At 41.7% G+C, this 24,418-nt stretch carries 17 protein-coding genes; 3 read left to right on the top strand and 14 right to left on the bottom strand.

The annotated features are described in order from the left end of the window. Positions 1–55: 55 nt before the first annotated feature. Entirely contained in the window at positions 56–2,158 is a 2,103-nt protein-coding gene (locus B2O97_RS14760) for a polysaccharide lyase 8 family protein (protein ID WP_070563436.1), read from the bottom strand. A gap of 20 nt (positions 2,159–2,178) precedes the next feature. Next, positions 2,179–3,549: a sulfatase-like hydrolase/transferase gene (locus B2O97_RS14755; protein ID WP_286709386.1), complete on the bottom strand. Its 1,371-nt coding sequence runs from the start codon at positions 3,547–3,549 to the stop codon at positions 2,179–2,181. A gap of 149 nt (positions 3,550–3,698) precedes the next feature. Between B2O97_RS14755 and B2O97_RS14750 the strand changes: the two genes are divergently transcribed. Continuing rightward, positions 3,699–4,346 carry a hypothetical protein gene (locus B2O97_RS14750; protein ID WP_286767635.1) on the top strand — a complete coding sequence of 216 codons (648 nt, stop codon included), beginning with the start codon at positions 3,699–3,701 and terminating at the stop codon, positions 4,344–4,346. A gap of 16 nt (positions 4,347–4,362) precedes the next feature. Further along, positions 4,363–5,445 carry a Gfo/Idh/MocA family protein gene (locus tag B2O97_RS14745; RefSeq protein WP_286767634.1) on the top strand — a complete coding sequence of 361 codons (1,083 nt, stop codon included), beginning with the start codon at positions 4,363–4,365 and terminating at the stop codon, positions 5,443–5,445. 109 nt (positions 5,446–5,554) lie between these two features. Here the strand turns inward: B2O97_RS14745 and B2O97_RS14740 are convergent, their stop codons facing one another. From B2O97_RS14740 to B2O97_RS14700, 9 genes are all read right to left on the bottom strand, one after another. Next, positions 5,555–6,799: a YdcF family protein gene (locus B2O97_RS14740; RefSeq protein ID WP_286709383.1), complete on the bottom strand. Its 1,245-nt coding sequence runs from the start codon at positions 6,797–6,799 to the stop codon at positions 5,555–5,557. A 17-nt stretch (positions 6,800–6,816) separates the two neighbouring features. Then, positions 6,817–8,337 (bottom strand): RagB/SusD family nutrient uptake outer membrane protein, encoded by a 1,521-nt coding sequence (locus B2O97_RS14735; RefSeq protein WP_286709382.1) that lies wholly within the window; start codon positions 8,335–8,337, stop codon positions 6,817–6,819. Positions 8,338–8,472: 135 nt separating this feature from the next. Beyond that, entirely contained in the window at positions 8,473–11,724 is a 3,252-nt protein-coding gene (locus B2O97_RS14730) for a SusC/RagA family TonB-linked outer membrane protein (RefSeq protein ID WP_286767633.1), read from the bottom strand. A gap of 205 nt (positions 11,725–11,929) precedes the next feature. Continuing rightward, on the bottom strand, positions 11,930–12,598 hold the full coding sequence (locus B2O97_RS25265; RefSeq protein ID WP_369012019.1) for a BT_3987 domain-containing protein: 669 nt from the start codon (positions 12,596–12,598) through the stop codon (positions 11,930–11,932). Beyond that, positions 12,499–12,867, bottom strand: coding sequence for a hypothetical protein (locus tag B2O97_RS14720; RefSeq protein WP_286767631.1), 369 nt, complete (start codon positions 12,865–12,867; stop codon positions 12,499–12,501). Before B2O97_RS14720 ends, B2O97_RS25265 begins: the two co-directional genes overlap by 100 nt. 30 nt (positions 12,868–12,897) lie before the next feature. After that, on the bottom strand, positions 12,898–14,472 hold the full coding sequence (locus tag B2O97_RS14715; RefSeq protein ID WP_286767630.1) for a SusD/RagB family nutrient-binding outer membrane lipoprotein: 1,575 nt from the start codon (positions 14,470–14,472) through the stop codon (positions 12,898–12,900). 28 nt (positions 14,473–14,500) lie between these two features. Beyond that, on the bottom strand, positions 14,501–17,581 hold the full coding sequence (locus B2O97_RS14710; RefSeq protein ID WP_286767629.1) for a SusC/RagA family TonB-linked outer membrane protein: 3,081 nt from the start codon (positions 17,579–17,581) through the stop codon (positions 14,501–14,503). Positions 17,582–17,737: 156 nt separating this feature from the next. Then, complete coding sequence (locus B2O97_RS14705; RefSeq protein WP_286752273.1) at positions 17,738–17,896, bottom strand: hypothetical protein; 159 nt, start codon at positions 17,894–17,896, stop codon at positions 17,738–17,740. 20 nt (positions 17,897–17,916) lie between these two features. Next, on the bottom strand, positions 17,917–19,047 hold the full coding sequence (locus B2O97_RS14700; protein WP_286752272.1) for a TlpA disulfide reductase family protein: 1,131 nt from the start codon (positions 19,045–19,047) through the stop codon (positions 17,917–17,919). Between the two features lie 276 nt (positions 19,048–19,323). Here B2O97_RS14700 and B2O97_RS14695 point away from each other — a divergent pair, with 276 nt between their 5' ends. Beyond that, positions 19,324–19,674: a helix-turn-helix domain-containing protein gene (locus B2O97_RS14695; protein WP_286767628.1), complete on the top strand. Its 351-nt coding sequence runs from the start codon at positions 19,324–19,326 to the stop codon at positions 19,672–19,674. A 60-nt stretch (positions 19,675–19,734) separates the two neighbouring features. Here B2O97_RS14695 and B2O97_RS14690 read toward each other — a convergent pair whose 3' ends face one another. From B2O97_RS14690 to B2O97_RS14680, 3 genes are all read right to left on the bottom strand, one after another. After that, positions 19,735–20,046, bottom strand: coding sequence for a hypothetical protein (locus B2O97_RS14690; protein ID WP_286752270.1), 312 nt, complete (start codon positions 20,044–20,046; stop codon positions 19,735–19,737). A gap of 159 nt (positions 20,047–20,205) precedes the next feature. Further along, complete coding sequence (locus B2O97_RS14685) at positions 20,206–20,898, bottom strand: hypothetical protein (RefSeq protein WP_046674172.1); 693 nt, start codon at positions 20,896–20,898, stop codon at positions 20,206–20,208. A gap of 18 nt (positions 20,899–20,916) precedes the next feature. Next, positions 20,917–24,414, bottom strand: coding sequence for a DEAD/DEAH box helicase (locus tag B2O97_RS14680; RefSeq protein ID WP_286767627.1), 3,498 nt, complete (start codon positions 24,412–24,414; stop codon positions 20,917–20,919). Between the last annotated feature and the right edge of the window lie 4 nt (positions 24,415–24,418).

Raw genomic sequence — 24,418 nt, 5'->3', positions numbered from 1 at the left:
TGCCTTTTTGAGACAGCCTCTTGGTATTTTTATAAGCTTTCCAATTGTATCCGGATTATTTCTTCCCGATAGTGATTCGGTTGCTTACAGTACTTCCAGCGTACTCGCCCTGTGGAAGCGAAAGCTCCAACGATTGATTTACTCGAAGCTGTTTATTGACAAGCTGAACCTTCACTATTTTGGCTTTTTGCAGTGGGTCTGCTATATCAAGCTGAATCTTTTTAGGTTCCAGCAGGTTCAGTTGCATGATAGCAGGTTGATCGAGCTTAATAGACCAATCGCCAACTTGGTACGTTCCCGCTTGATAACAAACCAGCTGTAGAATCCCGCTCCCTTTATGCTCCACGGCCTGTATATCCGGAGTATTCTGCCAAATTTTTATGCGCTGCATTACTTTTTTATCAACAGTTTTGGTGCCAGGCAAAACAATATAGGCATAGCTCGCATTGTTCGGTGCAACAGCATGATCAAACCAGAGCTTGAAGACCTTTCCATGTACAGCATCTTTGGAACGGGAACGGTTGATACGATACCAGGAGCCGACCTGATCCTTTGTTGTCAATCCAACGTTCATCGCTGTTGGAAAATAATACAGGACATTATTATGGGTTATAAATTCGCCTTTTTTGACAATTCGCTGTACTGAATCGAGCATCGACGTTTCCTTTCCATTCCAGACAACGGGTCCATTAAGCCAGGTTTGGTTTAAGGTTGTTACCACAGCTTCTGGCGCTGCACAATGAATCCCAGCCCCCAAACAAACAATTTCCCGATCGAAAAAGAACCAGGCTTTTTGAGCCTTGACCCCGTCGTAATCGACCGACATAGCTGAAGCCCCTGTCTTATCGTTGCTTACGCCGCCTGCAAAGTTATTTGCAGCAAGTGCTCCCCATTGTTCTTTCAGCTCCAGGTCGCCCGGATAATCGCGCGTTGTCGTTCCAGGAATTTTATCCCATTCCCATACAGGCATAATGTTATAATATTCCGGTCCAAACACCTGAATATTGGTCGCACCATCTGACATATTACGACCAAGCATATTTTCTCCATTTCCAGACTCCGATTTATTGGTACGGCTACTGGCCAATCGAACATTAAAATGAAATTGCTTACGTAAATGAGTGGTGTAGTCACCTTTCCAGTAATGACGGTGGGCCTCGATATTTTCGGCGTCAAAAGGCTGCACACTATCCAATTTTGCCAGCGCTTTATTCCAAACAGCATTTTTAGCTGGATCGATCAGCTTCATTTGTTTTAATATGGCAGTCTCCTGTGTCTTTTCCAAGATATTGGGGCGTGAGATCCCACGGCCATGTACATTAAAATCGATATAACGCGAACGTATAATTGGTAAATATGTTTCTGTGAGAAAACGTTCAAAAAGATCCAGTTTTTTCTGATCAACAGCATACGGTGTCTCGCGCACATAAGCCATAACTTTTGAGATCCCCTTCAGAAATTCCTCCCCATAGCCTGCAATGTATAATTGAGGGCCATGTTGTAAGTAAGAGAAATCATATTGCAGTCCTTCCTTGCCATTCACAAGCTGTATCGGAAAAAGCAGCTGCTCCATAGCAGCAGCTAAAAGATTTTCATCTTCCAAGATCAATGCACGATAAAAATAGTGCATGGCAATATCACTTTTATTCGCTCCTGTTTTTGTGTAAGGATCACCACGCTTCATCAGCTCAACAAGTGGAGTCTCTAGTGTAGTAGGAATTTTTTCCTTTCCAAATTTCATCAGGATCAGACAAACACCGATGGCCTTTGGAGAAGCGATTTCGTTATGCCACCAATTCGAAGATTCAAAACGATTATTCGCCCAATATTGTGCCGCAAGCAGGATTTTATCGTAAAGTAATTTTTGCTGATAAGATGCACTTTGCGGAGACACATAGGCAACAATAAGTGTCCTTAATCGATCCAAATGTTCTCCCGGAGGCCAAAGCGATATTGACTTACTGCTGTAATCGATATCTGCCCAGGTACCGTCCGCACGCAGTTGATTACATAGGCTTCGTGTTTTATCTGCACCGGGCAATGGGCCACTTAATTCATCATCGTATATATGCTTTTTAATACGCACAAACGTATCGCTGTTCTGCGCCTTTGCCATAACTAAGGCAAAGGACAATAAAAATAGGATTAGTCCTTTCATCTGTTTTTAGTATTCTTTACTTAAGGATATTGTCGTTCTGCGGCTCGTCCGACGACATCCATCCGGTGTTTCATCAGTTGATTTTGATCATTGTCCAATACAGAGCTTAGCCATTTTGGATTCTCCAGTCCCTTTTCCCATTCCGTCAGTTTATGCAGCATCTCCTTTACACGCTCAGGATACTTCGTGGCCAGATTGTGCTGTTCCCGAAGGTCATCCCTAAGATTGAACAATAATATCGGATCATCTTTAACCACAATCAGTTTCCACTCTCTATGTCGCACAGCACGTGCAATCCCTCGACGCCAGAATAAATAGTCGTGCCCATTTTTCACATCCTTATAGGAAGATAGCAAACTGATGCCATCGATTTGCTGCCTAGGGATTTTCTTACCTTTTATTGCCTCGATGCTCGTGGGTAAAATATCCATACCCGATACCATGGCATCGGATGTTATCCCTTTCGGTAGCTTGGCTGGCCACTGCATAATAAGGGGAACCCGAATTCCACCTTCCCATTTTGATCCCTTTAAACCACGCAATTGCCCATTGTCTGCACCATTATTTGTTGCCGCACCATTATCATTCATAAAAATGATTAAGGTGTTTTCATAAAGTCCTTCTTGCTTTAAATGGTTGACCAGACCTCCAATATTTTCATCCATATTGTCCAACATAGCCAGATAAGCCCGTCGCAATGGAACGGCTACATTTTTATACTTTTCAATGGTCTTCAGGGGTGCTTCGACGGGTGTATGCACAGCATTGAATGCTAAATACATAAAAAAAGGCTGGCTTCTATACTGATGAACATACGAAATTGCTTTATCAGTCAATGTTTCTGTCAAATAACGAATCGAATCTTCGGGGACTACACGTTGATCGTCATAAAGCAGCTGCGTTGGCTTAACGGCTCCCTGGATTGGGAAGTAAGGACGGTCGCCGCCAATAAAACCATAGAAATGATCAAATCCACGTTTAAGCGGATTAAATTGTGGGCCATCCCCCTGATGCCATTTGCCAATGGCCACAGTTTTATAGCCGTTATACTTCATAAAGTCGGCGATGGTGGCTACCTGTGTATCCATCCCGATGTCCTCTGGTGCGACGCCCGCTGTTGGACGTTTGGAAATATTATGTTCAAAACCAAAACGCTGTTGATATCGGCCAGAAAGTAGTCCCGCGCGAGAAGGGGCGCACACCGAAGCTGAGGCATAGGCCGACTGAAAACGCACCCCTTTTTGTGCAAGTGCATCAATATTTGGGGTGTAGACCTCCTTTCCGCCGTAACAACCAAAATCATCATAACCTCCATCGTCGCTCAAGATGACAATAACGTTAGGATGTTGCTGCCCAAATACAGGAATCCCAAACGTAAAGAGTATATTCACAAGGGTTAATATACTATAGCACGTAAATCGGTAGAACATAACATTAGATTTATCCTTAAATGTATCGTTAAATGTATAGGATTTTTTGTTAAAAAACCGCAAACGATTTCGTTAGACTATTATCAGAAGATTAAAAATAAAGGTCAGTGATGAAAACAGATGAAAAAAAATTGGTCGGTACACTTGCGCATTTTTTGGTCAGTGATTCGGATAGCACTGCGTTAAGGTCATTTTTGTCTTCATTGACCTATCATCCCAGTACCATTAGAACCGAACTCGTTCAATTGTTAAACAAATGGCAAGATAAAGAGGATGACTTAATATTTCCTGCGAAGGATCTATGGACGGATTTTAAGCAACTTGTGGGGAGCAATCCCGATCTCGGCGTGGCTGTGGTTGATGGCTGTAACATTAACGATATTGCAAGTTTTTACGATGAAATCAATGCCGTCTACATGTCCAGCGAAAGCTGGAAGATAGGAAGCCTAGACGGTTTTGACGACCTGCTTTACGGTGGATTTGGGACCTTCAAAGACGCAGCTTCACATTGCATTGTTTGGAAGGATATTGCACACAGCAGGACGTCATTGGGCGTTGAAACAACTTTGGCCTATTATCAAGGTAAACTTGGAGCAGAATCACCATTCAATCAAACGCATATTCAAAAGAAACTAGATGAGCTAAAAGCTGGTCGTGGAGAAACCTATTTTGACATTGTTGCCGATATCATCCGGTCGCACCGCAAAGTTACCTGGATTTACAACGGGTATCCTCAGCACAAATCGGTATATTTATAATAACTAAACTTAACATATGAAGCATCTTATCCGCCTAGTTTTCCTGCTCCTATTCTTCCAACAAATTGCACAGGCCAGTGAACGGCTTAAGGTTGCTGTTGCAGGGCTCAACCATGACCACGTATTCTTGCTTTTAAATTTATATAAGGATAAAAAAGTCGATATTATCGGTATTGCCGAACCGAATCAAACCTTATCAAACAAAATACGAACGCAGTATAATTTACCTGACGCAATCTTCTACCATGACTTACCCAGCTTATTGAAACATGTCAAACCGGATGCGGTACTCGCCTACAATCCAACCGATGAGCATATCCGCGTCGCAGAGACCTGTCTCCCGCTTAAGATCCCTGTAATGGTAGAGAAGCCTCTTGCTACGACTCTTTCTGACGCAAAACGTATTGCATTTTTGTCCAAACAGTTCGAAACACCCTTTTTGGTAAATTACGAAACAACCTGGTATAAAAGTAATCAACAGTTGAAGCAGCTGGTCGACAAGGGTGAAATTGGAAAAATCACACGTATACTTGTAAAAGACGGACACGAAGGACCTAAAGAAATTGGCTGTAGCAATTACTTCCTCGACTGGCTTACTGATCCGAAAAAAAATGGTGGCGGTGCAGTGATGGATTTTGGCTGTTATGGCGCCAATCTGATGACCTGGCTCAAAAATGGAGAAAGGCCAATTTCAGTGACAGCCTTTACACAACAGCTCAAGCCTGAGGTTTATCCAAAAGTCGATGACAACGCTACCATCATACTAAGCTACCGTGATGGCAGCACGGGTATTATTCAAGCTTCCTGGGCTTGGCCATACAGTGTTAAAGATCTGCAGGTGTTTGGCACAAAAGCTCAGCTCTACGCTAAAAACGATAAAGAGCTTCTAAAATACAAACAGCAGAATGATCCACCTACACCTGTACCGACTACGGTCCCCTATTTTGAGAACCATATTGCCTATCTGGAACAGGTTCTGAAAGATGCCATGCCACCAGAAAATGATCTCGGATCGATCAATAATAATGTCACTGTGGTCGAAATCCTGGAAGCGGCAAAACGCTCGGCTAAAGAAGGAAAGTCCATTATTTTAAAATAAAAAAGGTCCGTAGCTTGCAATGCTACGGACCTTTTTCATGCCTTCCCATAAGCCATAGACAAAGCCGATCCGCTCAGTTAATGGATTAGCAATTGGCCTACTTAGTCGGCTAGGGGTCTAATGGTTCATCAGGATCGATCGTATAGGCCTCTTCTTTTGCCTTGAACTCGATGATCACATCTGAAATTCGTTTACCCAATGTATAAGGAATATACCCCAATTCACGTATACAACGATCGCCCATTTTTTCCACCGCATCAATGTGCACTTTACTACTGTTAACGATGGCGTATTTATCTTTCGGAAAACCATAATTCAACAGGATACGTGCTGTATTACGCAAATTTGTGGTCGTATGTCTCGCATGTGGATCAATCAATATTGCTGCTTCAGGTACTCCCATAATCTCGATCAGATACTTTTTCATTTCTATTGCCTCAATAAAGCGAGTCTTATAGGGATGTACTTTACCGCCAGACAACACAATAAAAGGGGCCAATTTTTCAAAGTAGCTTCGGGCTGCCATTCGCGCACGTAGCATTCCACCAGGACTAATAGGCTGTCCATACACCTCGGGGCCTGCACCTAAGGTCAGCAACAGACTATAGGGATAGCTTGCGAAGTCGGTATTTTTGATCGCTTCGTAAGCTTTCTTGTTTTCGAGTTCAATCAGCGGTTCTAGTTGTGCCGCGTCCCATCGCTCATTAATTTCCAACAAGCGTACCGCAGTCATCATGGTCAAAAAAAATGCCGTTTTATGTGTTGGAATATCCTTGCGGACGTCTTGGCGAACATCGTCTAGAAGATGAAGGTAGGCCGCACGTTTTACATCGAAAGAGATCGAATCTATTTTGGGGTAATTGGGACTTTTACCTCCGCCATAGACGTCCACCACATAATTCATTGCCTTTAAATCCTGTTTCAAGGCTTTCGTAAAATAGGCCTTTGCCGTTTCATGATGCAACACACCATAGGTCATTGATGGAATAAGATTAGCCTGAACAAGCTGGTCCAATTTCTTGTTATGACCAATTTGCTCCGCCAATTGCTCTACCAACAGGTCAATTTCGTTCTCCTGCCATTTGAAGGCATTCAAATAGCACGTGAGATCGGTACAACTGGCGCTGTTGTTAAAACGTTCGAACCGTTTTTCCAATACCTGTGCTATCGGCTTGGAGCCCACGAGCTCCTGTATAAGGGCAGGATCTTTTAAGAGCAAATAGGATGCATAATAATTCTTCTTGATCAGCCAATCCTGTGGTCCAACAGGTGTAGTATTTACTTGACCTTTGGAAATATGCAGGCAGCATATTCCAAAGACAAGTAATAAGATCTTTCTGATATTTTTTATCATATCTATTCCATTGCAGATTAATAACCAGGGTTTTGATACATACGTGCCGGATCCAGCTTATATTCATCAAAAGGAATTGGATAATATCGATCTTTTGTCGAGATATTGGAGATTTTAGCATTTCCATAATCAGCCTGGCTCTTCGTTTTGAAATAAGTCACCAGTTCTTGTGCATTATAATTACGGATCAAATCAAACCAACGTTGGTTTTCAAATGCCAGTTCTACACGGCGTTCATGCAATATGGCCTCCTTTAAGGTTGGATATTTACTACGATAGGTAGTATTTAGCATTGAAGTAGCATACGAAGGCAATCCAGCACGTTCACGTACCTGATCCAAAAGCACGATAGCTTCCGCATCTTTACCCAAGTGATATTTTGCTTCTGCCAACAACAGCATCACATCTGCGTAACGGATCAAGATCCAGTCATTTCCACCCCAACCATTGGTACCGGCAGCGTCACTGTTATCTCTAAATTTGGTTACAAACCAATCGTTAACTTGCGTATTGGCGGCAAACTTTACCGAGAAGCCTTTTCGGATATCGTCTTGCTCGTAATCTTTAATCAAATCTAGTTTCGCAACTTCGCCAGCACCTGTAGAGTTATAGCGTGAGTTGATGGTCTCCCCTCTCGCCTGGTAATTACGGGCAATACTCGAGCTATAGTTTTGGTCACCTTGTTTGTACTGAATCTGAAAAACAAGTTCTTTACAGCTATTTTTCTTGGTCACATCGAAAACATCCGCATAGGGGATTTCGTTCAGTTTACCAAAAGTTCGCATTTGGTAGGCCGCATTAAGGTACTGTTCTGCTTTCGCAAAATTTTCTGCACTCCCCGACGTCTGCGTTGCTCCCAACGTTAAGTATACTTGTCCCAAAATTGCATTAATAGCCGATTTAGATGCTCTGCCAATGACGTAATCTTTCTGCGTATTGGGAAGATTGCTGGACAATGCCTCTGTCAAATCCTTAATGATCTGTTCGTACACAACCGACTCTTTTTGCCTAAAAGCTAATTCATTTGCTTGCTCTTTACTGGTCACCTGTACCGTAGATAATGGAATATCTCCGAATTTACGCACCATATGGAAATATAATAATGCACGAACGAATTTCGCTTCCGCAATATAACGTCCTTTTAATTCTGCACTTGTAAAGGTTACATCGTCGACATGTGACAGAACCACATTACAGCGGCTGATTGCCGCATACATAGCCGACCAATGCGTCTTTAGATAGGTATTACTTGGCAGCAACGAAAAGTCATTGAATTGGAATGGCTCCCCGGCGTTGGATTGGTTATCATTACGTCCACTATTATCCGAACGTTCCTCATTATACAATGTACTGGATTCTCCGATCGTACTTCCCGAACGAAGGGACTGGTAAAGACCGTTAACCGCCAAGAGCACATCATTTTCCGACTTGAAGTAATCATCGATCGTAACGGCGTTGGGATTTTTCTGATTTAAAAAATCTTTGGTACATGAAGACAATGCCAACAAAACAAAGGGTAATATATATCTTTTTTTCATCCTGTTATTTTTTTATTTTTCATCAGCCCACGGAACTGCAAAGAGCAGTCTGTAGGACTATTTTTACAATACTGGAGCTATTAACACGGGACTTTCCTTGATATTCCTACGCACAACAGCTCCTCGATCCTGCTATTAGAACGTTACTTTCACACCAAGGTTATATGATCTCACCAATGGATAAAGCCCATAATCCACACCTGGAGTCAGGTTGCCGCGTTGATTATAATCCGGTTCCGGATTGTAGCCTTTGTATTTAGAAATCGTAAATGGATTGTCCACGGTCGCGTAGACCCTTACCCCAGAAAGTGTTAGTTTTTCCGCTAGACTTTTGGGAAGATTATAACCCAAGGCAATATTTGTCATACGCAAGAATGAACCGTCCTGCAGATAAAAATCGGAAAGACGTGTACTGTTACTTTGCGTACCGCCACGTGATGCACGGTAGACTTTACCATTTCCCGGATTTTGAGCCGAACGGTAGCGTTGTGCGACATCCGCATATTGGTTACCGGAGCCTTCCATATTGTAGAGGTAATAATCATAGCCATCCAGCACTTTATTCCCTTGGGAGCCATTAAATGATGCCCGTAGATCGAATGCCTTATAGCGTGCGTTGACGGCAAAGCCATAAGTGAAATTAGGATGCGGATTGCCGATCACACGTTTATCGGCATCATTGACGATACCATTGCCATCTACATCTTCAAAATAAAGATCTCCTGGTTGCAGTGGGGTTGTTGAAGCCGCAGAAGGTGCGACAGTTTTATAGTTTTCCTCTGTTGCAACACCCAGAACTTTAAAACCATAGAACATACCAATTGGACTTCCTTCTTGTGTAATATGCGTTAAGTAGGAGCGTTCAGCACCATTCGTCAGGATGGTAGAAGCCCCACCGAGATCGAGCACTTTATTTCTGTTGACATTGATATTCCCACTGAATCCTAATTCAAATTCATTTTTACGAATCAGTGTTGCATCAATCTGTAGATCAAAACCTTTATTCTGCACCTTTGAATTAGGGAGATTGGTTAAGATCGTTGTTGATCCAGACACAGCGGAGAGTGGCTGGTTGAATAATAAATTGAAGGAACGGCTCAGGTAAAAGTTGGTCATAATGTTGAGGCGGCCTTTCAACAAACCGAGATCAAGACCAGCGTTATATTGCGAAGTTGTTTCCCAGCTCAATTTTGGATCGAGTAGATTGCCTGCTGTATAAGAGGTCTCTACTTTATCCCCAAGGATCACACCCGCTGGTGAGTTGATCACGGATATCGCATTGTAATCACCAATATTATTATTTCCACTACGTCCCCAGCTCGCTCTTAGTTTGACTGTCGATTGTTGCCCTAACCAATCCGTATAAAACTCTTCCTTGGAGAGGGTCCAGCCGGCTGAAACCGATGGGAAAGTTCCCCATTTACTGTTCGGTCCAAAGCGTGACGAACCGTCAGTACGAATGGATGCCGAAAGGAAATATTTCGAATCGAAGCTGTAATTTACGCGGCTGAAATAAGACTGGAGCGTTGTCGTACGTTTGAACGTATCGTCTTTTAGCAATTGGAAATTAGAAGGATCGGCTCCTTTATCTGTAATTTCCCCAATTGCATTATTATTAAAACCGTTGGCTCTCACACCTTGATAATCATAATCTGTTCGTTGAGCCGAATAGCCCAATAACGCAGATACCTGATGTTTACCACCAAAGGTCTTGTTATAGTTTAACGTTGTTTCCAGCAATTTGTCCAATTCATTTTTTGTCTTGGCATCTGCATAGGCAGCAGAAATTGCCTGCGGTGAAAACGGTTTGTTGTTTCCATCGGATATACTTGTCGGACGGAAATAATCATACTTCTCGTCATAAGTAGACAGTCCACCGTTTACTTTTAGATTTAGGCCATCCATAATGGAAAAATCTGCAAAGGCGTTGTATACTCCTCTCTTTCCACGACGGTTGTTTTTAATCTCAGTAACATAAGCCAGTGGATTTTCAGGGTTCTGGATACCATAATTATTCGCCGAAAGATCAGCCATCAGGTATTTGGCATAGGTCCCGTCTTCATTATAAACCGGCAGTGTCGGCAGATAGATTAAAGCCGCCATAGACGGACTTCTGTCGTAACGGCCTGTCGTCACCTCGTTATTGTCGTTATATGTAAACGATACGTTTGCGCCGACGGTCAACCTCTTGCTTACTTTGCTATCGATATTGGCACGAAAATTAAAGACTTTTTGATCCGTCCCCAGCATGATCCCTTGTTGATTCTGATAAGATCCACTTAGGAAATAGCGATTTTTTTCGTTACCGCCATAGGTTGATAGATTATGACGTTGGAAAGGTGCATTACGGTATAAGGCGTCCTGCCAATCCGTATCATATTTTGCTTTTTTTGCTGTACCAGACGCAAAGTCATAGTAGTCTTCAGGAATACTTACTGAGCCGGCATTTCCAACATTGGCAATACGTGTTTTATTATCATCAAAGCGTCTACTGTCGCTCCAGGCGATCCCTTTCGTAGCCAGAAGGTCTTTATACGAATTGTTACGACCATCAATCAGGAGATCAATAAACTGTTCCGAATTTAGAACATCGATTTTCTTGGAGAGCTGACCAAAGCCACCCAATACTTCGTAGTCCACATTACTTTTACCTTCCTTACCCCGCTTGGTTGTAATCAAGACAACACCGCCAGCACCACGAGATCCATAGATCGCTGCAGAAGCGGCATCCTTTAACACATCGATAGACTCAATATCATTGGGGTTGATATTTAAATTGTTTCCTGCTGGATATCCATCAATAACGTACAATGGATCCGAACCAGCATTGATCGATCCCATTCCGCGGACGCGCATTTTGGTCCCATCGTATGGAGCGCCACTTGTCTGCATCACCTGTACACCTGCTACTTTACCAACCAATGCCTGGGATAATTTTGGTGCGCTCAGATTGAGCTCTTCCGCCTTAACGCTAGCGATTGCGCCAGTGACATCCGACTTTCTGATCCGCTGATAACCGATAGAGATGGTCACTTCTTCCAGTGTGTTTTCATCGGTCTTTAGAGAAAAGATCTGCCCATTGGATTGGCTGACAGCTTGCACGAGTCTGCTATATCCAATAAAGGAAATACTCAGGTTATCGCCCATTTCAGCTTCGATCTGGAAATTTCCTCTTTCGTCAGACTGAACAGATTTTTTACTTTTCAAATTTTGAACGGTTGCTCCTGCGATTGCGTTTCCTTGGGCGTCTAGGACACGGCCTTTGACGATCCCCTGTGCATACGTAAATTGCGAGGTGGTTAGTGTGAACGGTTTGGCTTGAACAGCGGTTGAGCTCGCTGCAATGGTACATAACAACCAAAAGACATTGTTGGCTTTAAATTTCATAAGTAGCGCATTTGATTTATGGGTACAAGATTACAAATGCTATATGAAGGCAGGGTCAACAAAACATTAACAGTTTTTAACTAAACCGGGTTAGCAAACTGATGAGACTTAACAAAAAGGTAATACTAAAAAGGCGGCTGTGTACTCAGCCGCCGCGCAAAATTGCTATAAATATATTGAAAAAGTGCTTTGGTAATCGTACGGACTAACGCGTTTTCTTGAACGTATAGATCTCTGTAAATTTTCCCCGACGTCCCGAAGGCTGGACAAGATAATACGTCACATGTATGGTTTTCGTTGCTGGGTCATAATAGTTATTTGCCGTATTGTCGATCTCGCCATACCGTCCACTACTATTGGAACCCTGTCCATAATAGTTTGTCACTGCTGTGACCTTATTTGTTGCATTGTCGAACGTGAATATCGGGCTCCAATTGCCGAAATAAGAATTTGATCCCCCCGCGTTAAAATAATAGGAATGCGGAGAACTACCGTTATTGAAGGTTGTATAATTAATTTCAGTGGTATTACCTGTGAGCGTAACCAGATTTGCGGTCTGTGGATAAATTCCTTTAAAGGCAGCATTGACATAGTCCTGGTAGGTTCCTGTGATCTCATAAACACCATCGTATTTATTCTTTATCGATACAGCATAGATCCCTTCGGCATAATTTCCGCTGATCTTTCCACCTGTCGCGGTCTGTATCTGGATGCCAAGCGCATAGGACTTGGTAAAATCAGTAGCTGTAAAACGTGGAGGATAAATTTTAACATTTAAAACAGCTTCTTTTGCCCCTTTGGGTATAGTAACATGATAGGTGTCGACGGCATATAAACGCGTAGGTAATGCTTCGTATTTAGATTGCCAGGCCAGGTTGTAAAGGTTAGCTTCAGGTCTTCTGGGGCACCCTGTGCACCTGTCAAATGAACTTTCAGAGGAAGGGTCACCACGTCAAGGGCTTCAAAAACAGTTGTTACAGCACGGGCAATTGCCGTACTGCTTGTCCGTGCAGGAAGTACAAGCTGCACAATGCCTGAGCTTCCACCATCTTCAAAGACACCTTTTTCTTTTACACAGCCCCAGAGCGCCATACTCAAGGTGACCGCTGTCAGGCCTAATACTGATTTTTTATTTATTTTCATTGATTTTCAAGCTTTAGTTGATGATGTTGATCAATTGATATCCCAAAAGATTGGATCCGAAAATCCATTCGTCAATTTGGGAACGTTCACATTTAAATTTATTTCAGTCTGTGGATAAAGATTTCGTATTGGAAGTTTATCCGCGCGGGGCGAACCCGATTGGACCGATGCAAATGTTTCCGTGGCAACTTGCGAACCATTGACAATTTTTGGATATCCTGTGCGGCGAAATTCGTTCCAGGCCTCATGACCATGAAAAAAATTCAAGGCAATATATTTCTGCGTGATGATTGCTTCTAATCGTTGTGCGGTCGAGGTCGCTAACGCATAATTGACTAGATAATTTGTGCTATTATCGGCTTTATAATTCGCGGCATCAGTTGCAGGCACCTGTCCTGTTGCCAATGCGTTGGTCGCATTCTTTTCCAGATAAGTAAATGAAGCTAAAATACCTTTTTCGAAGTTGCTTGATGCCGAGCTATTAAGCTCGTGCCCATATAAGGCCGCCTCGGCTAGTAAGAAATACGTTTCCGAAGCAAGAAATATCGGTAAACCTGCGGTACGTCCTTTCAATACACCTAGGGCATCTGCACTTCCTGTTCCAACATACCACACATAGTCATCAGAATTGGGGTTATTGACTTCGTCGCCAAGCTGACCGATGGATGTATTGGGAAAATTTCGGAACGTAAGTTTGCCACGTTTCTCATCGGTTATTTTACGGCCGTCATAAAATGTAAACAAATATTTAGAGGGCACATAATAATTGGCGGCCGTTGAAATTGAACCAGCAGTTGAGCTATGAAAACTTGCAAACAAAGGGTTCTGTGTTGCCGTGGCCTGATATCCGGGATCGACGAGTACATCATCGATCAGAAATCCATCCGTCGAGAACTTACTAAAAGCCGATTGGACAAAGCTGTCAATAGAAGTACCCCTTGCTCGCACCAAAAGACGCAGCTTAAGGTTGTTGGCAAACTTAATCCAGTTGTCCAGGTTACCAGCAAACACCGGATCGGTCTTTTTCGTTAGACTTCGGTAACTTAGATCACCCTTATACTGCTTAATATCCGCAATAACCGCATCGAGTTCGGTAACCAATGCCTGATAAACCACTGCATCATCGTCAAACTTGGGCGCCAAGTTATTATCCCCCTGCAGCGCTTCTGTGTAAGGTACATCCCCGTAGGCATCGACGAGCAGCTGATAATTGAACACTTTAAAAATGCGCGCTATATCGCCAAAGAATTTATACTCGGGGCTTTTTTGTGTGTAGTTGATAATAAATTGGTAATCGCGAAGATTGTTGAACACATTATTCCACAATCCCACATTGGTATTGGATGTGATGTTATATGTGTACGTATCTCCATACCCGCCAATCCCGCCACCGGGAAGCTGATATCCCACCAAAAAGGCTCCATATGAATGATAACTAACGATATTGGATGCCGTGGCAGCAATCGCCTGGGTCAATACCAGGTCGGGTGTTATTGTTGCTTCGGTTGCCGCATTGGGATTTTCATTGATATCCAATTGTGAGCAAGAAGATAGTGCAATGATGATCCCCAGGGACAATATATTTTTCAAATGTAATTTTTTCATTGAGAATAAGTATATGATTGTTCACTAGTTAAAAAGTAAGTGATAGTGTAGCCCCAAAATAGCGTGTCGGTGGAGTCTGTCCTGTTGTCGAGACTCCTATTGCATTGTTATCATTGGCACTGTAATCAGGGTCGGTATATTCGTTGGACTTAGGGGCAAATAACAATAGGTTGCGCCCTTGGATGCTGACTGAAGCAGCTTTCACCCCTTTTAAGCGGGAAATGATATGCTGCGGTAAGCGGTAGGAAAGCGAGGCCTCGCGCCACTTCCAATAATTTCCAGAAATCACATAATTGCTGTACACACCTCTGTTATATGTACCCGAAGTCCAAAATCCAGCTCCGCCATCTGAAACTGTAATATGATCATTGGCCACATATTGACCACTTGTGGCATCTAAATAAGAAGAGTTTGGAAAGACAAACTGCTCCCGGTTGTAGTAGGCACTTCGAGCCGATGAACCGCCAAAATCAAGCGTACTACCGAGGTCTATAGCGGCAAATTTGTATCCACCACGATATTCAAAAAGGGTGCTGAAAGAGAAATCCTTCCAACGTAAAGACAGATCAAGACCCAAGCGGTGACGTGGTGTGGTATTGCCAAGTATTTTGCTTTCAGAAGCCACGGAAGGATAACCCGTATTTACGTCGACAATGACACGGCCCTGCTCATCACGGGCATAATCTGAAACAATAATCTGATTCAGCTCGTAGCCCTTCTGTGCATAGATCACACTACTTCCATTAATGGAAATACGATCTAGTCCAGGGTAAAGATCCTGTAAGATATTTTTATTGTGCGTATAGTTTCCCCCAACCGTTAGCTGAAAGTCTCTGCTACGAAAAGGCGTGATATGCAGAGCGGTTTCAATCCCCTCGTTTGTAACTTTACCCGTATTGACATAAAATTGAGAATAGCCGGAAGAAATTGCTATCCCGGCAGGAATCGCCTGTCCTGTTGTTCCGGTATGATAGTACGTGATATTTGCATCAATGCGGTTATCCCACAACCTAAAATCGGTACCAAACTCTACCCCTGTTGTAATCTCCGGTTTTAAATTAGATGAAATAATCCGGCTTCCCTGAGAAAAGAAAGTTCCGCTACTATATCCTGTAACTGAGGAGAAGGTAGGTACTAACGAGTAAGGATCCACGTTGACATAGCCAGTGCGCGACAGACCTCCTCTCAACTTCCAGTAATTGACAATCGAATTGTCTTTTAATTGCTTGAAGGCATCTGTTGGAATAAAAGACAGGTCTACAGAAGGATAGAAATAAGACCTATTTGCTTTGCTGAGTACGGATGTCCAATCGTTACGGCCTGTAGCATGTAAGAAAAGATAATCCTTGTATCCAACCAGGAGATCACCCCATACCGCAAATGTACGCGCAAGTGTATTCGACTCGCTGGCGCCAGCTTCCCCGATTCGGTTGGACACGTTGTAAAGCCCCGGAATTTCAAGACCTGATGCCGAAACAGCCACCGATTTATACCGTCGGCTAATGGCAGTACCGGTCAGATTAAAATTGAAAGAGAAATCATTGACATCCTTTTTTATGCCTATCTGAAGATCATGGTTGATACGGGCACTGTTATATTCAGTATCCGAAACACCTCCCGCTAAATTGGTACGTCCAATGGTATTGACAGAATAGCTCGAGTATGTCTGTTTGGGTGAAACAGATTTTGAATCATACCATCGGTTGGAAATTGAGGGTCTATAGGTAAACTCCAACCAAGTTGTCGGACGATACTTCAGTTCAATTTTGGCCGTCAAATAGCTATTTTTTGTTTTCGATCGGTAATTATCCGCTGTCCAATACGGATTTAAGTACCAGGGATTGTACCAGCCATCAGGTGTTGCAAAAGGATTATTGACATAGTCTTTGTAACTCAATAATGGAATGTTGGCTGGAGTCTGTGTTAACTGTGTATAAATGGAGCTTGTGGCTGAGGTAATATCATAAAAGTTCTCGACATAACTCGCTGAATAATCCAGGGTCAGATTGGGATAAAAAGCTCTTGTACCGTTCAAACGAAAAGAGATCCGATTGTATTTATCGCCAGGGGTTGTTCCTCTACCGGTAAGATATTGCCCGGCAATGTATTGAGAAGATTTATCATTTCCGGAGGAGATTGAAAGATCGGTTTGGTTATTGCGGCCGACATTCCAAAAATCAAAACGATCTTTGCGCGGAGAATATATGCCGTATTGCTGTTCACCATTTTCCAGCGGGTTACCAATCGCAACCGTAGACCCGTCGAAGGCTGGACCATACTGTTGGTTCTCTTCGGGGTTGTAGATCTGTGCACCCGAAGTGGATCCTGCGCCAAACTTATCCTGTAACTTCGGGAAGAAACTGATTTCCTCCAACGTAAAAGTATTACTCAAGTTGATCGCGGTACGTCCCGCCTGCCCCTTCTTTGTTGTAATGATAAGCACTCCATTGGATCCTTCGGCCCCATATGCTGCTGCACCGGCAGCGCCGTTTAAGACCTGTACATTCTCTACATCGGCGGGATTAATATTGTTGAGCAAATCGCTACTTACAACCGCATTGTCCAATACGATCAAAGCCGTATTGTCTCCTAATAAAGATCTGTTTCCTCTAAGCACCAACCTGTAGTTGGGATTTACGCCACTGCTGATCTGATTGATCTGTAATCCTGGGACCTTGCCCTGAAGTCCTCCGGCAATAGTCGGTGATTTTCCCTGGGTGAGGTTTTCGCCGGTAACCTGTGTGGTTGCATAGCCCTGCTCGCGTGGAGTTCGGAGAATTCCTCCTGCCGATACCACAACTTCATCCAAGACAGACTCCTCTTTCAGTAACACAATATCCAACGATGATCGTCCTTTTAAATCAATGTGACGGACCTGATAGCCTATGAAGCTAAATATCAGTTTTTCAGAAGCTGCGACATGGATGCTATATTGACCATCTCTACCTGTTTGTGTGGCTTCTTTTGTGTTCTCTACCCGGATAGAAACTCCAGCCAAAGGCGTGCCATCCGCAGCAGATACAATTCCGCTGACTTTACGAGCAGACTGTGCCTGGACATGGATGACAAAGAGGATTCCCAACAAAAAATAGATTAATTTTTGTTTCATTGTAATTTTCGATTAATAAAAGTGTAGCATGTCACACAGGGACAAAGCAATACCCTAGGGGCATTTGCTCGGCATCCCTTATTGCGACAAAAAAGTAGAACAACATGAGGTAAACCCCATATCGTCAATGAATAAAATAGCGGGAGTAGTTTAGACCTACATATATGGAATAGGCATGCACATTCGTGCTTGGGAAATATAGGCTGAGGTTAGCTGTTGTAGCATAAAAATCACTTTCCATTTTTCGTCAACAACAATGACCGTCGTTGAGGAAATGTTTTTTTTACGGGATAAAATCGATAACTGTCTTTTCATAAATTCTGCATGTTTACTGTTTAATCAACGATATATTTAGAAAGTTGGAGTTCCAAATCTTCACCGCGAAGGTTTTTGGCAATAATTTTTCCATTGGGATCGATCAGAAAATTTTGAGGAATCGATCGGATATTATAAAGCTTAGCGACCTGGTTATCCCAAAAATTAAGGTCCGAAACCTGATCCCACTCTAATTTATCATCTGCAATAGCTTTTAGCCAGCTGTTCTTTTTGCCAGGTTGATCTAAAGATACGCCGAGCACGGTAAATTTTTTATTTTTTAGGGCATGATAAGCTTTTACGACATTGGGATTTTCCTGACGGCAGGGGCCACACCAACTTGCCCAGAAATCCAATAACACATATTTACCCCGATAATCGGCAAGGGAGATATTTTTCCCATCCGGGTTAGCCTGGGTAAAAGCCGGAGCAATCTGTCCGATTGATGTCGCCTTGGTTTGATCAATCTGTAGTGCAAAAGCTTTTCCTTTTTCCGAATGACGTATTTCTGGACTGAGCTGTTTGAAATATCGGTCTAGTTCGTCAGCCTCAGGAGCATAGCCAACAACTTCTGCAATCCGGTCTAAGCTAACGAAAGAATTAGGATTCTCTGAGATAAAGGCTTCCAGAATTTTCTTATTCTCAAGCTGATAATGCTCACTGAGCTGTTCAATTTCTTTTTTGAATTCTGGGGAATTTCGTTGCTCTGGGCTCGCCGAAAAATATTTTGTATTCAACGCATCACGCAAAGGAGCAATTTGTTCCAGCCGTTTCTTCAATTGGCTAAGCTCCTTATTTGTATTCCCTCCCTGGATCAATGGATTTTTTAATGAATCGGTGGATTGAACCTTGATCGCTGTGTTTTCAAGATAAAGTGTTAGATTTTTTGAACGTTGAGCCAGGGCAAGTGTCTTACCTACCGCTAGGCTGGCTACTGTCGGATCAGCAATCGTATAACTGAATTGAAATGTTCCATTTGAACCAATGTTGACGGAATCTACGACACGTTGTGTACCATTCCGATAGCTCAGAAAAGCTTTGTCCTGCGCGGTATAGCCAGTCACTTGACCGTTTAACAGAACAGTTTTATGCTGCGCCATAATCGCTGTAGAGAAAGTGAGCGATGCAATCAATGTAAATACTTTAGTCATATGTTTATTATTTTATAAAAACTACAAAATAAGTAGACTATTCAAAAATAAGTGGTTTGACTATTCATTTCCAACAGTTAGGTAGAAAATGTTCCTATATTAAATGGTGCTATGAAGATTTAATACGCCTTTACGAAGAAGGCTTTACGAGGAGGATAGCAGTGGTTTTTAAATAAATAAAAATAAAGACTACCACATAAGTAGATTATATTTTCAAAATACTTATCTTTGTTTATACCAAACCCTGTATTCACATTAATTTGCATTCTATTAACCATGAGCAATGTTACATCACAAGAAATTATCAAAGCCGTTAAAGAGCGTAGGAAATATCTCAAGATTTCCCAACGGGCAATGGCTGAACAATTATATATATCATTAAAAGCCTATCAGAATCTTGAGATCGGAACAACGAAGATAGACATTGAGCGTTTACAGCAAATTGCGGATATATTAAACACGGATATGAATAGTCTGATCAATTCTCCGACAGCTCAGTTAAAGCAAGAAAAATTACCCTTAGCAAAGGAAAAGCAGCTTTTACGCGACAAAGAGAGTTATATTTCTTATTTAGAGGAGAGTTTACAGTATTACAGAAACCTTATTAAGGAGAATAATTTATTGTAGTCAAGGAGCCTGAAACTAGCGAATGTATTCTTGGCATTCTTTATGAAATTTATAAAATTTCTAGCGCTTTCCTATGGTGGCGCGATATATCCAGAAGATCATCAGAGCCAGTGTTGCAGAAAAAAGAATATTGCCGATCAATTTTAGAGGTTCAAATTCGTGGTATCCGACCTGCTCATTAAGATCCAGGCTATAGCCACTCCCTTTCCGAAAGAATATCCAGGGAAATCCTACGGTTAAATTACCGTCGACGTCCAGATCATTATGATAGAAACAAACTGTCAAAATAGCAAAAACACCAATAGTACCAACAAGGACGTTGTATAATGTCGGCACTATTGATGTTTTACGTTGTTCGGGTTTTGCGTGCATGCTTAAATATAGCGATTCATTTTGATTGCATGTTATAATCACTATAGGTACCTTGCCAGTGACTAGCTAGGTCTACACATTTTGATCGTCGTATTTTACAAAGTTGATCAAACTTAACATAGCGTTATGCTGTGTACGTTGTTTTATCTCTCACCACCACTAATTAAATATTGCATGCTCTCCCTTTCTATCAACTGGATAAAAAGAATACCTTCCTTCCACATTTATGATGACCAATTTATTTTGCTGAATGAGCCCATACAGTACATTTTTCAAATGTCTTGGATAAATCCGGAGGTGAGCCAATCCCGTATCCTTAACTTTCCGAAACAACTGATAGGGAGAAGCCCCCGATCTGAAGAAATCCACATCCAAAAGGAGGTTAATTTTCTGTCGTACATGCAACATTGCATCCGATTCTATCTGAAGGTCCTTTTCAGCCTTCCATTCTTCAAATTGTAATTTTGGAGCAGCGGGTTTATTATCTCCAGCTACAAACTGCCAAGGTAATTCGAGCGTATAACTCCATTTTACCTCATCCTCTTCGATATGTAGGCGCACGAGACGCTCTTCGGAAACTTCATATTTTTCACGGTGGAATTCCATCGCTTCTATGCAGGAACTTGCATAGATGCGGTCGAGCAGGATGGACTCTTGTATTAAAAATTTTCGAACTTGATACATTTTCTCAAAATCCAAATAAGCGTGATCGGCTTTCCCCAGTAAAAACGACAGTTCCTCCGGCCTCCACTCTTGTTGAATACGCCGCTTAAGATAGGTGTACCAAAGCTGAAAATCGTGTGAATACATCATTCCCGAATAGGAAGTTTTTAGAATAGATTCTGTTTTCATAATTTATTTTGTAATTGGTTATTCAAATAATTTAAGCAGCTCTTCTTTACTGATCGATTTCATCAGATTCGTTTCATCTAAAATAAGTCCTTCGGATATTCGTTTTTTACTTTCTTGGAGTGCTAAGATGTACTCCTCAACGGAATCCCGACAAACAATCTTGTAAGCCATGACATGCTTGTCCTGACCAATGCGGTAGCACCGATCTATTGCCTGTGCTTCGGCAGCGGGATTCCACCAGGGATCCAAAATATAAACATAATCAGCTGCGGTCAGATTCAAGCCTGTTCCTCCGGCTTTGAGGCTGATTAAAAACACACGGCATCCGTTCTCGTTCTGAAATCTTTCGACCGCATTTTGCCGCTGATCCTGATTCATTTTACCATCAAGATAGGCATACGCTATACCCTTATTTTCGATTCGTTGTGCCACGAGCTTTAGCATGGACGTATACGCCGAAAAGAGAAGAATCTTATGATTCGGAGCTACTTCATCCATGATCTCATCAATAAAATCCAATTTGATCGAATCATGACCGAAGCCACCATCTTTCATCAGCATGGGCGAATTGCACAGCTGTCGTAGTTTTTGCAGCGCCTCTATCGCCAAAAATTTGGATTTTGTGGAATCGGCACTATTCAGATTACTTTCAATCTCCCCCTTGAATATCTTTCTGACCTTATGATATATCTTTCTTTGCTCCGGAAGCATATCCATATACAGAATTGTCTCGGTCTTTTCAGGAAGATCCAAGGCAACCTGTTTTTTTGTACGCCGAAGAATAAAAGGTTGGATCATCTTTTGAAGCCCAAGGATAGTTGTTTGCGCTGTATTTTCATCTTTGATCCCTCGATAAGTGTTATTGAAACTGCCATAAGTTCCAAAAAAACCAGGGTTGACCATACTCATTTGTGCGTAGATATCTTCCACCCCATTTTCAATAGGTGTTCCAGTCATCGCTATTCGATAGCAGGACTTTAGCTCAGTTAGCGATTTAAATCTTTTTGAATGACGATTTTTTATCGCCTGCGACTCATCTAAAATCATGTAACTAAAGGACTGGGATTTAAGAAAGTCAAGCTCCATCATAACTGTTCCATAGGTTGTAATCAAGATGGATTCGTTCTCTATTTCCGTGACTTCCCTCCTTTTTTGTCCATGATAAATAGATGTTCGACGATTTGGAGAAAATTTCTTGAATTCAGCCAGCCAATTGAATAGTAGGGAATTGGGTACAATAATAATTGAGGGGGCTGCCTTTGGATTATTTTGATAGAAATATTCCAAAAGCGTTATTGCCTGTAATGTTTTCCCTAATCCCATATCATCAGCCAAGATACCGCCCCATTGAAAATCGCTTAAGAATACCATCCAGCTAAACCCTGCCTGTTGGTAAGGACGCAACTCTGCCTGGATCGCTTTTGGAACATCCAACAGGGCTATTTCATCCGTATCCAACAGTTTCTTTCGACGTTCAGCTAGGCTATTTTGAATAATACGGGGATCAATTCGATCCAGCCGTGTTTGGAAAGATAGCAATTGGGCTGAAGTGAGTTTAAGACAGTCGGTTTCAACCAGCGCATAATTAAACAGCACATCAAATAATGCTTTATCTGAGGCTTTAATATATCCGAAAGATTTATCTGCCAATTGGATGCTACTGTAGTCGTTTATGATCTTTTCTTCAAACTCTCCCGGTAAATAGGCCGTTGTTCCAAATTTGAAAATCATGTAAATGGAAAATACATTATTGTCCTGACGAATATCCAATACTTCCCATTTCAGTTGGTGTGGCAGCAAATAAGCTCCCTTTGAAATATTGTTCAGAATAGTTTTGTACCCCTTGCTCTTACATTTTTTTATAAATTCATACAGTCTATTTCTGTTGCTATGCGCCTGCCATTCCAAGCGCTTAACCATTCTATTGGTGCAGCTTTTCAAATTTGGCAACTGTGCTTCAATAAAGGTATTAAACTCATGCTCGCCAACAAGATCTCTCTCCGTATACAGGCAGGTTCCATTTTCCGGTTTTAAAATCAAGTTTCCTCCATATGGAATTACATATTCTTCCTTTTCACTCAGCGTAGCTTTCAATTCGAAATTTAAATGATCATCGTCGTCTTTCTCCACCACAACCTTAAATTGAGGCACATGATGAGCGGTATTAGAAATAAAAACTGTATCCTTGTTTAAAGGTTCAAGGTCTATGTGAAACGATGTTGACAGTGGTATCAATAAATGTGTAAAGAAATCCTCATAGTCCTTCTTTAACACCGTGATTTTAGTAGAAATACTGTAAAAGAAACGTAATAGAAACTCCTTTTGAAGATTATCAACAAAAAGACACTCATCTTCGTTCAAATTGATAAAGAAGAAATTGGACCGACATTCGGATGTATAGTCTTTCAACTCCTCTCCTTTGTAGACAAGAATTAACGATAGAAGCAGGTGATCGCTGCTTTCTTTCAAATGAAATTTCAGACTAAGATCATCGCCCGCCAAAATCACATTCCGATAAGTTGTACGATATTTGGATGGATATTTGAAGTTTTCAATTGTAGTTTTTAAATTATTTCTATCGACAAAGGCAACACGTAATCTTTGATCCGATTTTCCTTCCAAAAGTTTACGCCAAGCACTGATGATAAAATCCTTCTCCAAACGATTAAAGTCATTTCGCACGTCTTCTTTTTCCCTATCCCCTAATTGTCTTTGTGGACTTTTGGAAAAGGCTAGAATCTTACGACATAAATCGATTTTTAAAACATCGCTATCAGCAAAATTCGCCAACTCATTACCAAATTCTCCTAAATAATTTATCTTACTGTCTATTTCAAAAGGTATTAAAAAGGGCAGTCCGTCCAACTGACGCTCTCTAGGAACAACATACATAAAGTCCGGAAAAGGCGCCCCAAGCTTTCCTAGCCATTGGTTTTCAGATGCTACATCTAGTAATTCCGATTCAAGTTCCTGGTGGTCGAAGTAATTATATACCTGACCAAATTGATTATGATTTTCAATACAAACCTTATCATTGCGGTAATATAGCCTTGAAATACCCAATTGAAAGAACTTATGCTGACTTTCGGGTAGGAGGGCAATATCTTTTGCATATAAATCATGTAAGAATTTATTACTGAGTAAAAACTTACGATAAAGTCCAATAATTACATAATCACACAGACTATCATGACGCTTTTTACAATCGCACTTAACCTTCAATCCGATTTCTTTGATCTCGAGATCAATTTTGAGATATTTGCTTTTATAATTTCCATCTCTTCTTAGAGAAAATGACCATTTAAACTTGTTGACTTTGATTATCCTAACGCTGTAACTATAAAGGTGGAAATCTTCCAGTGGTATTTCTCCTTTATAGAGCTTAAGAAAGTAGTTTGATGAAATATAAAGATCCTCTTGATTTTCCCAAGGAATAATAAAGCTATTCCTCTCTTTGTCAGGTATAATCGGAGCAACATCTGTTGATAGCCCCAGATTTTCAACACTATTTCCCATAAAT

It is taken from the genome of Sphingobacterium sp. UBA865, from assembly GCF_002295765.1.
In the GTDB taxonomy this organism is placed as follows: domain Bacteria; phylum Bacteroidota; class Bacteroidia; order Sphingobacteriales; family Sphingobacteriaceae; genus Sphingobacterium; species Sphingobacterium multivorum.
The sequence above is the reverse complement of the archived record's forward strand: the minus strand, read 5'-3'. Positions and strand labels throughout refer to the sequence as shown.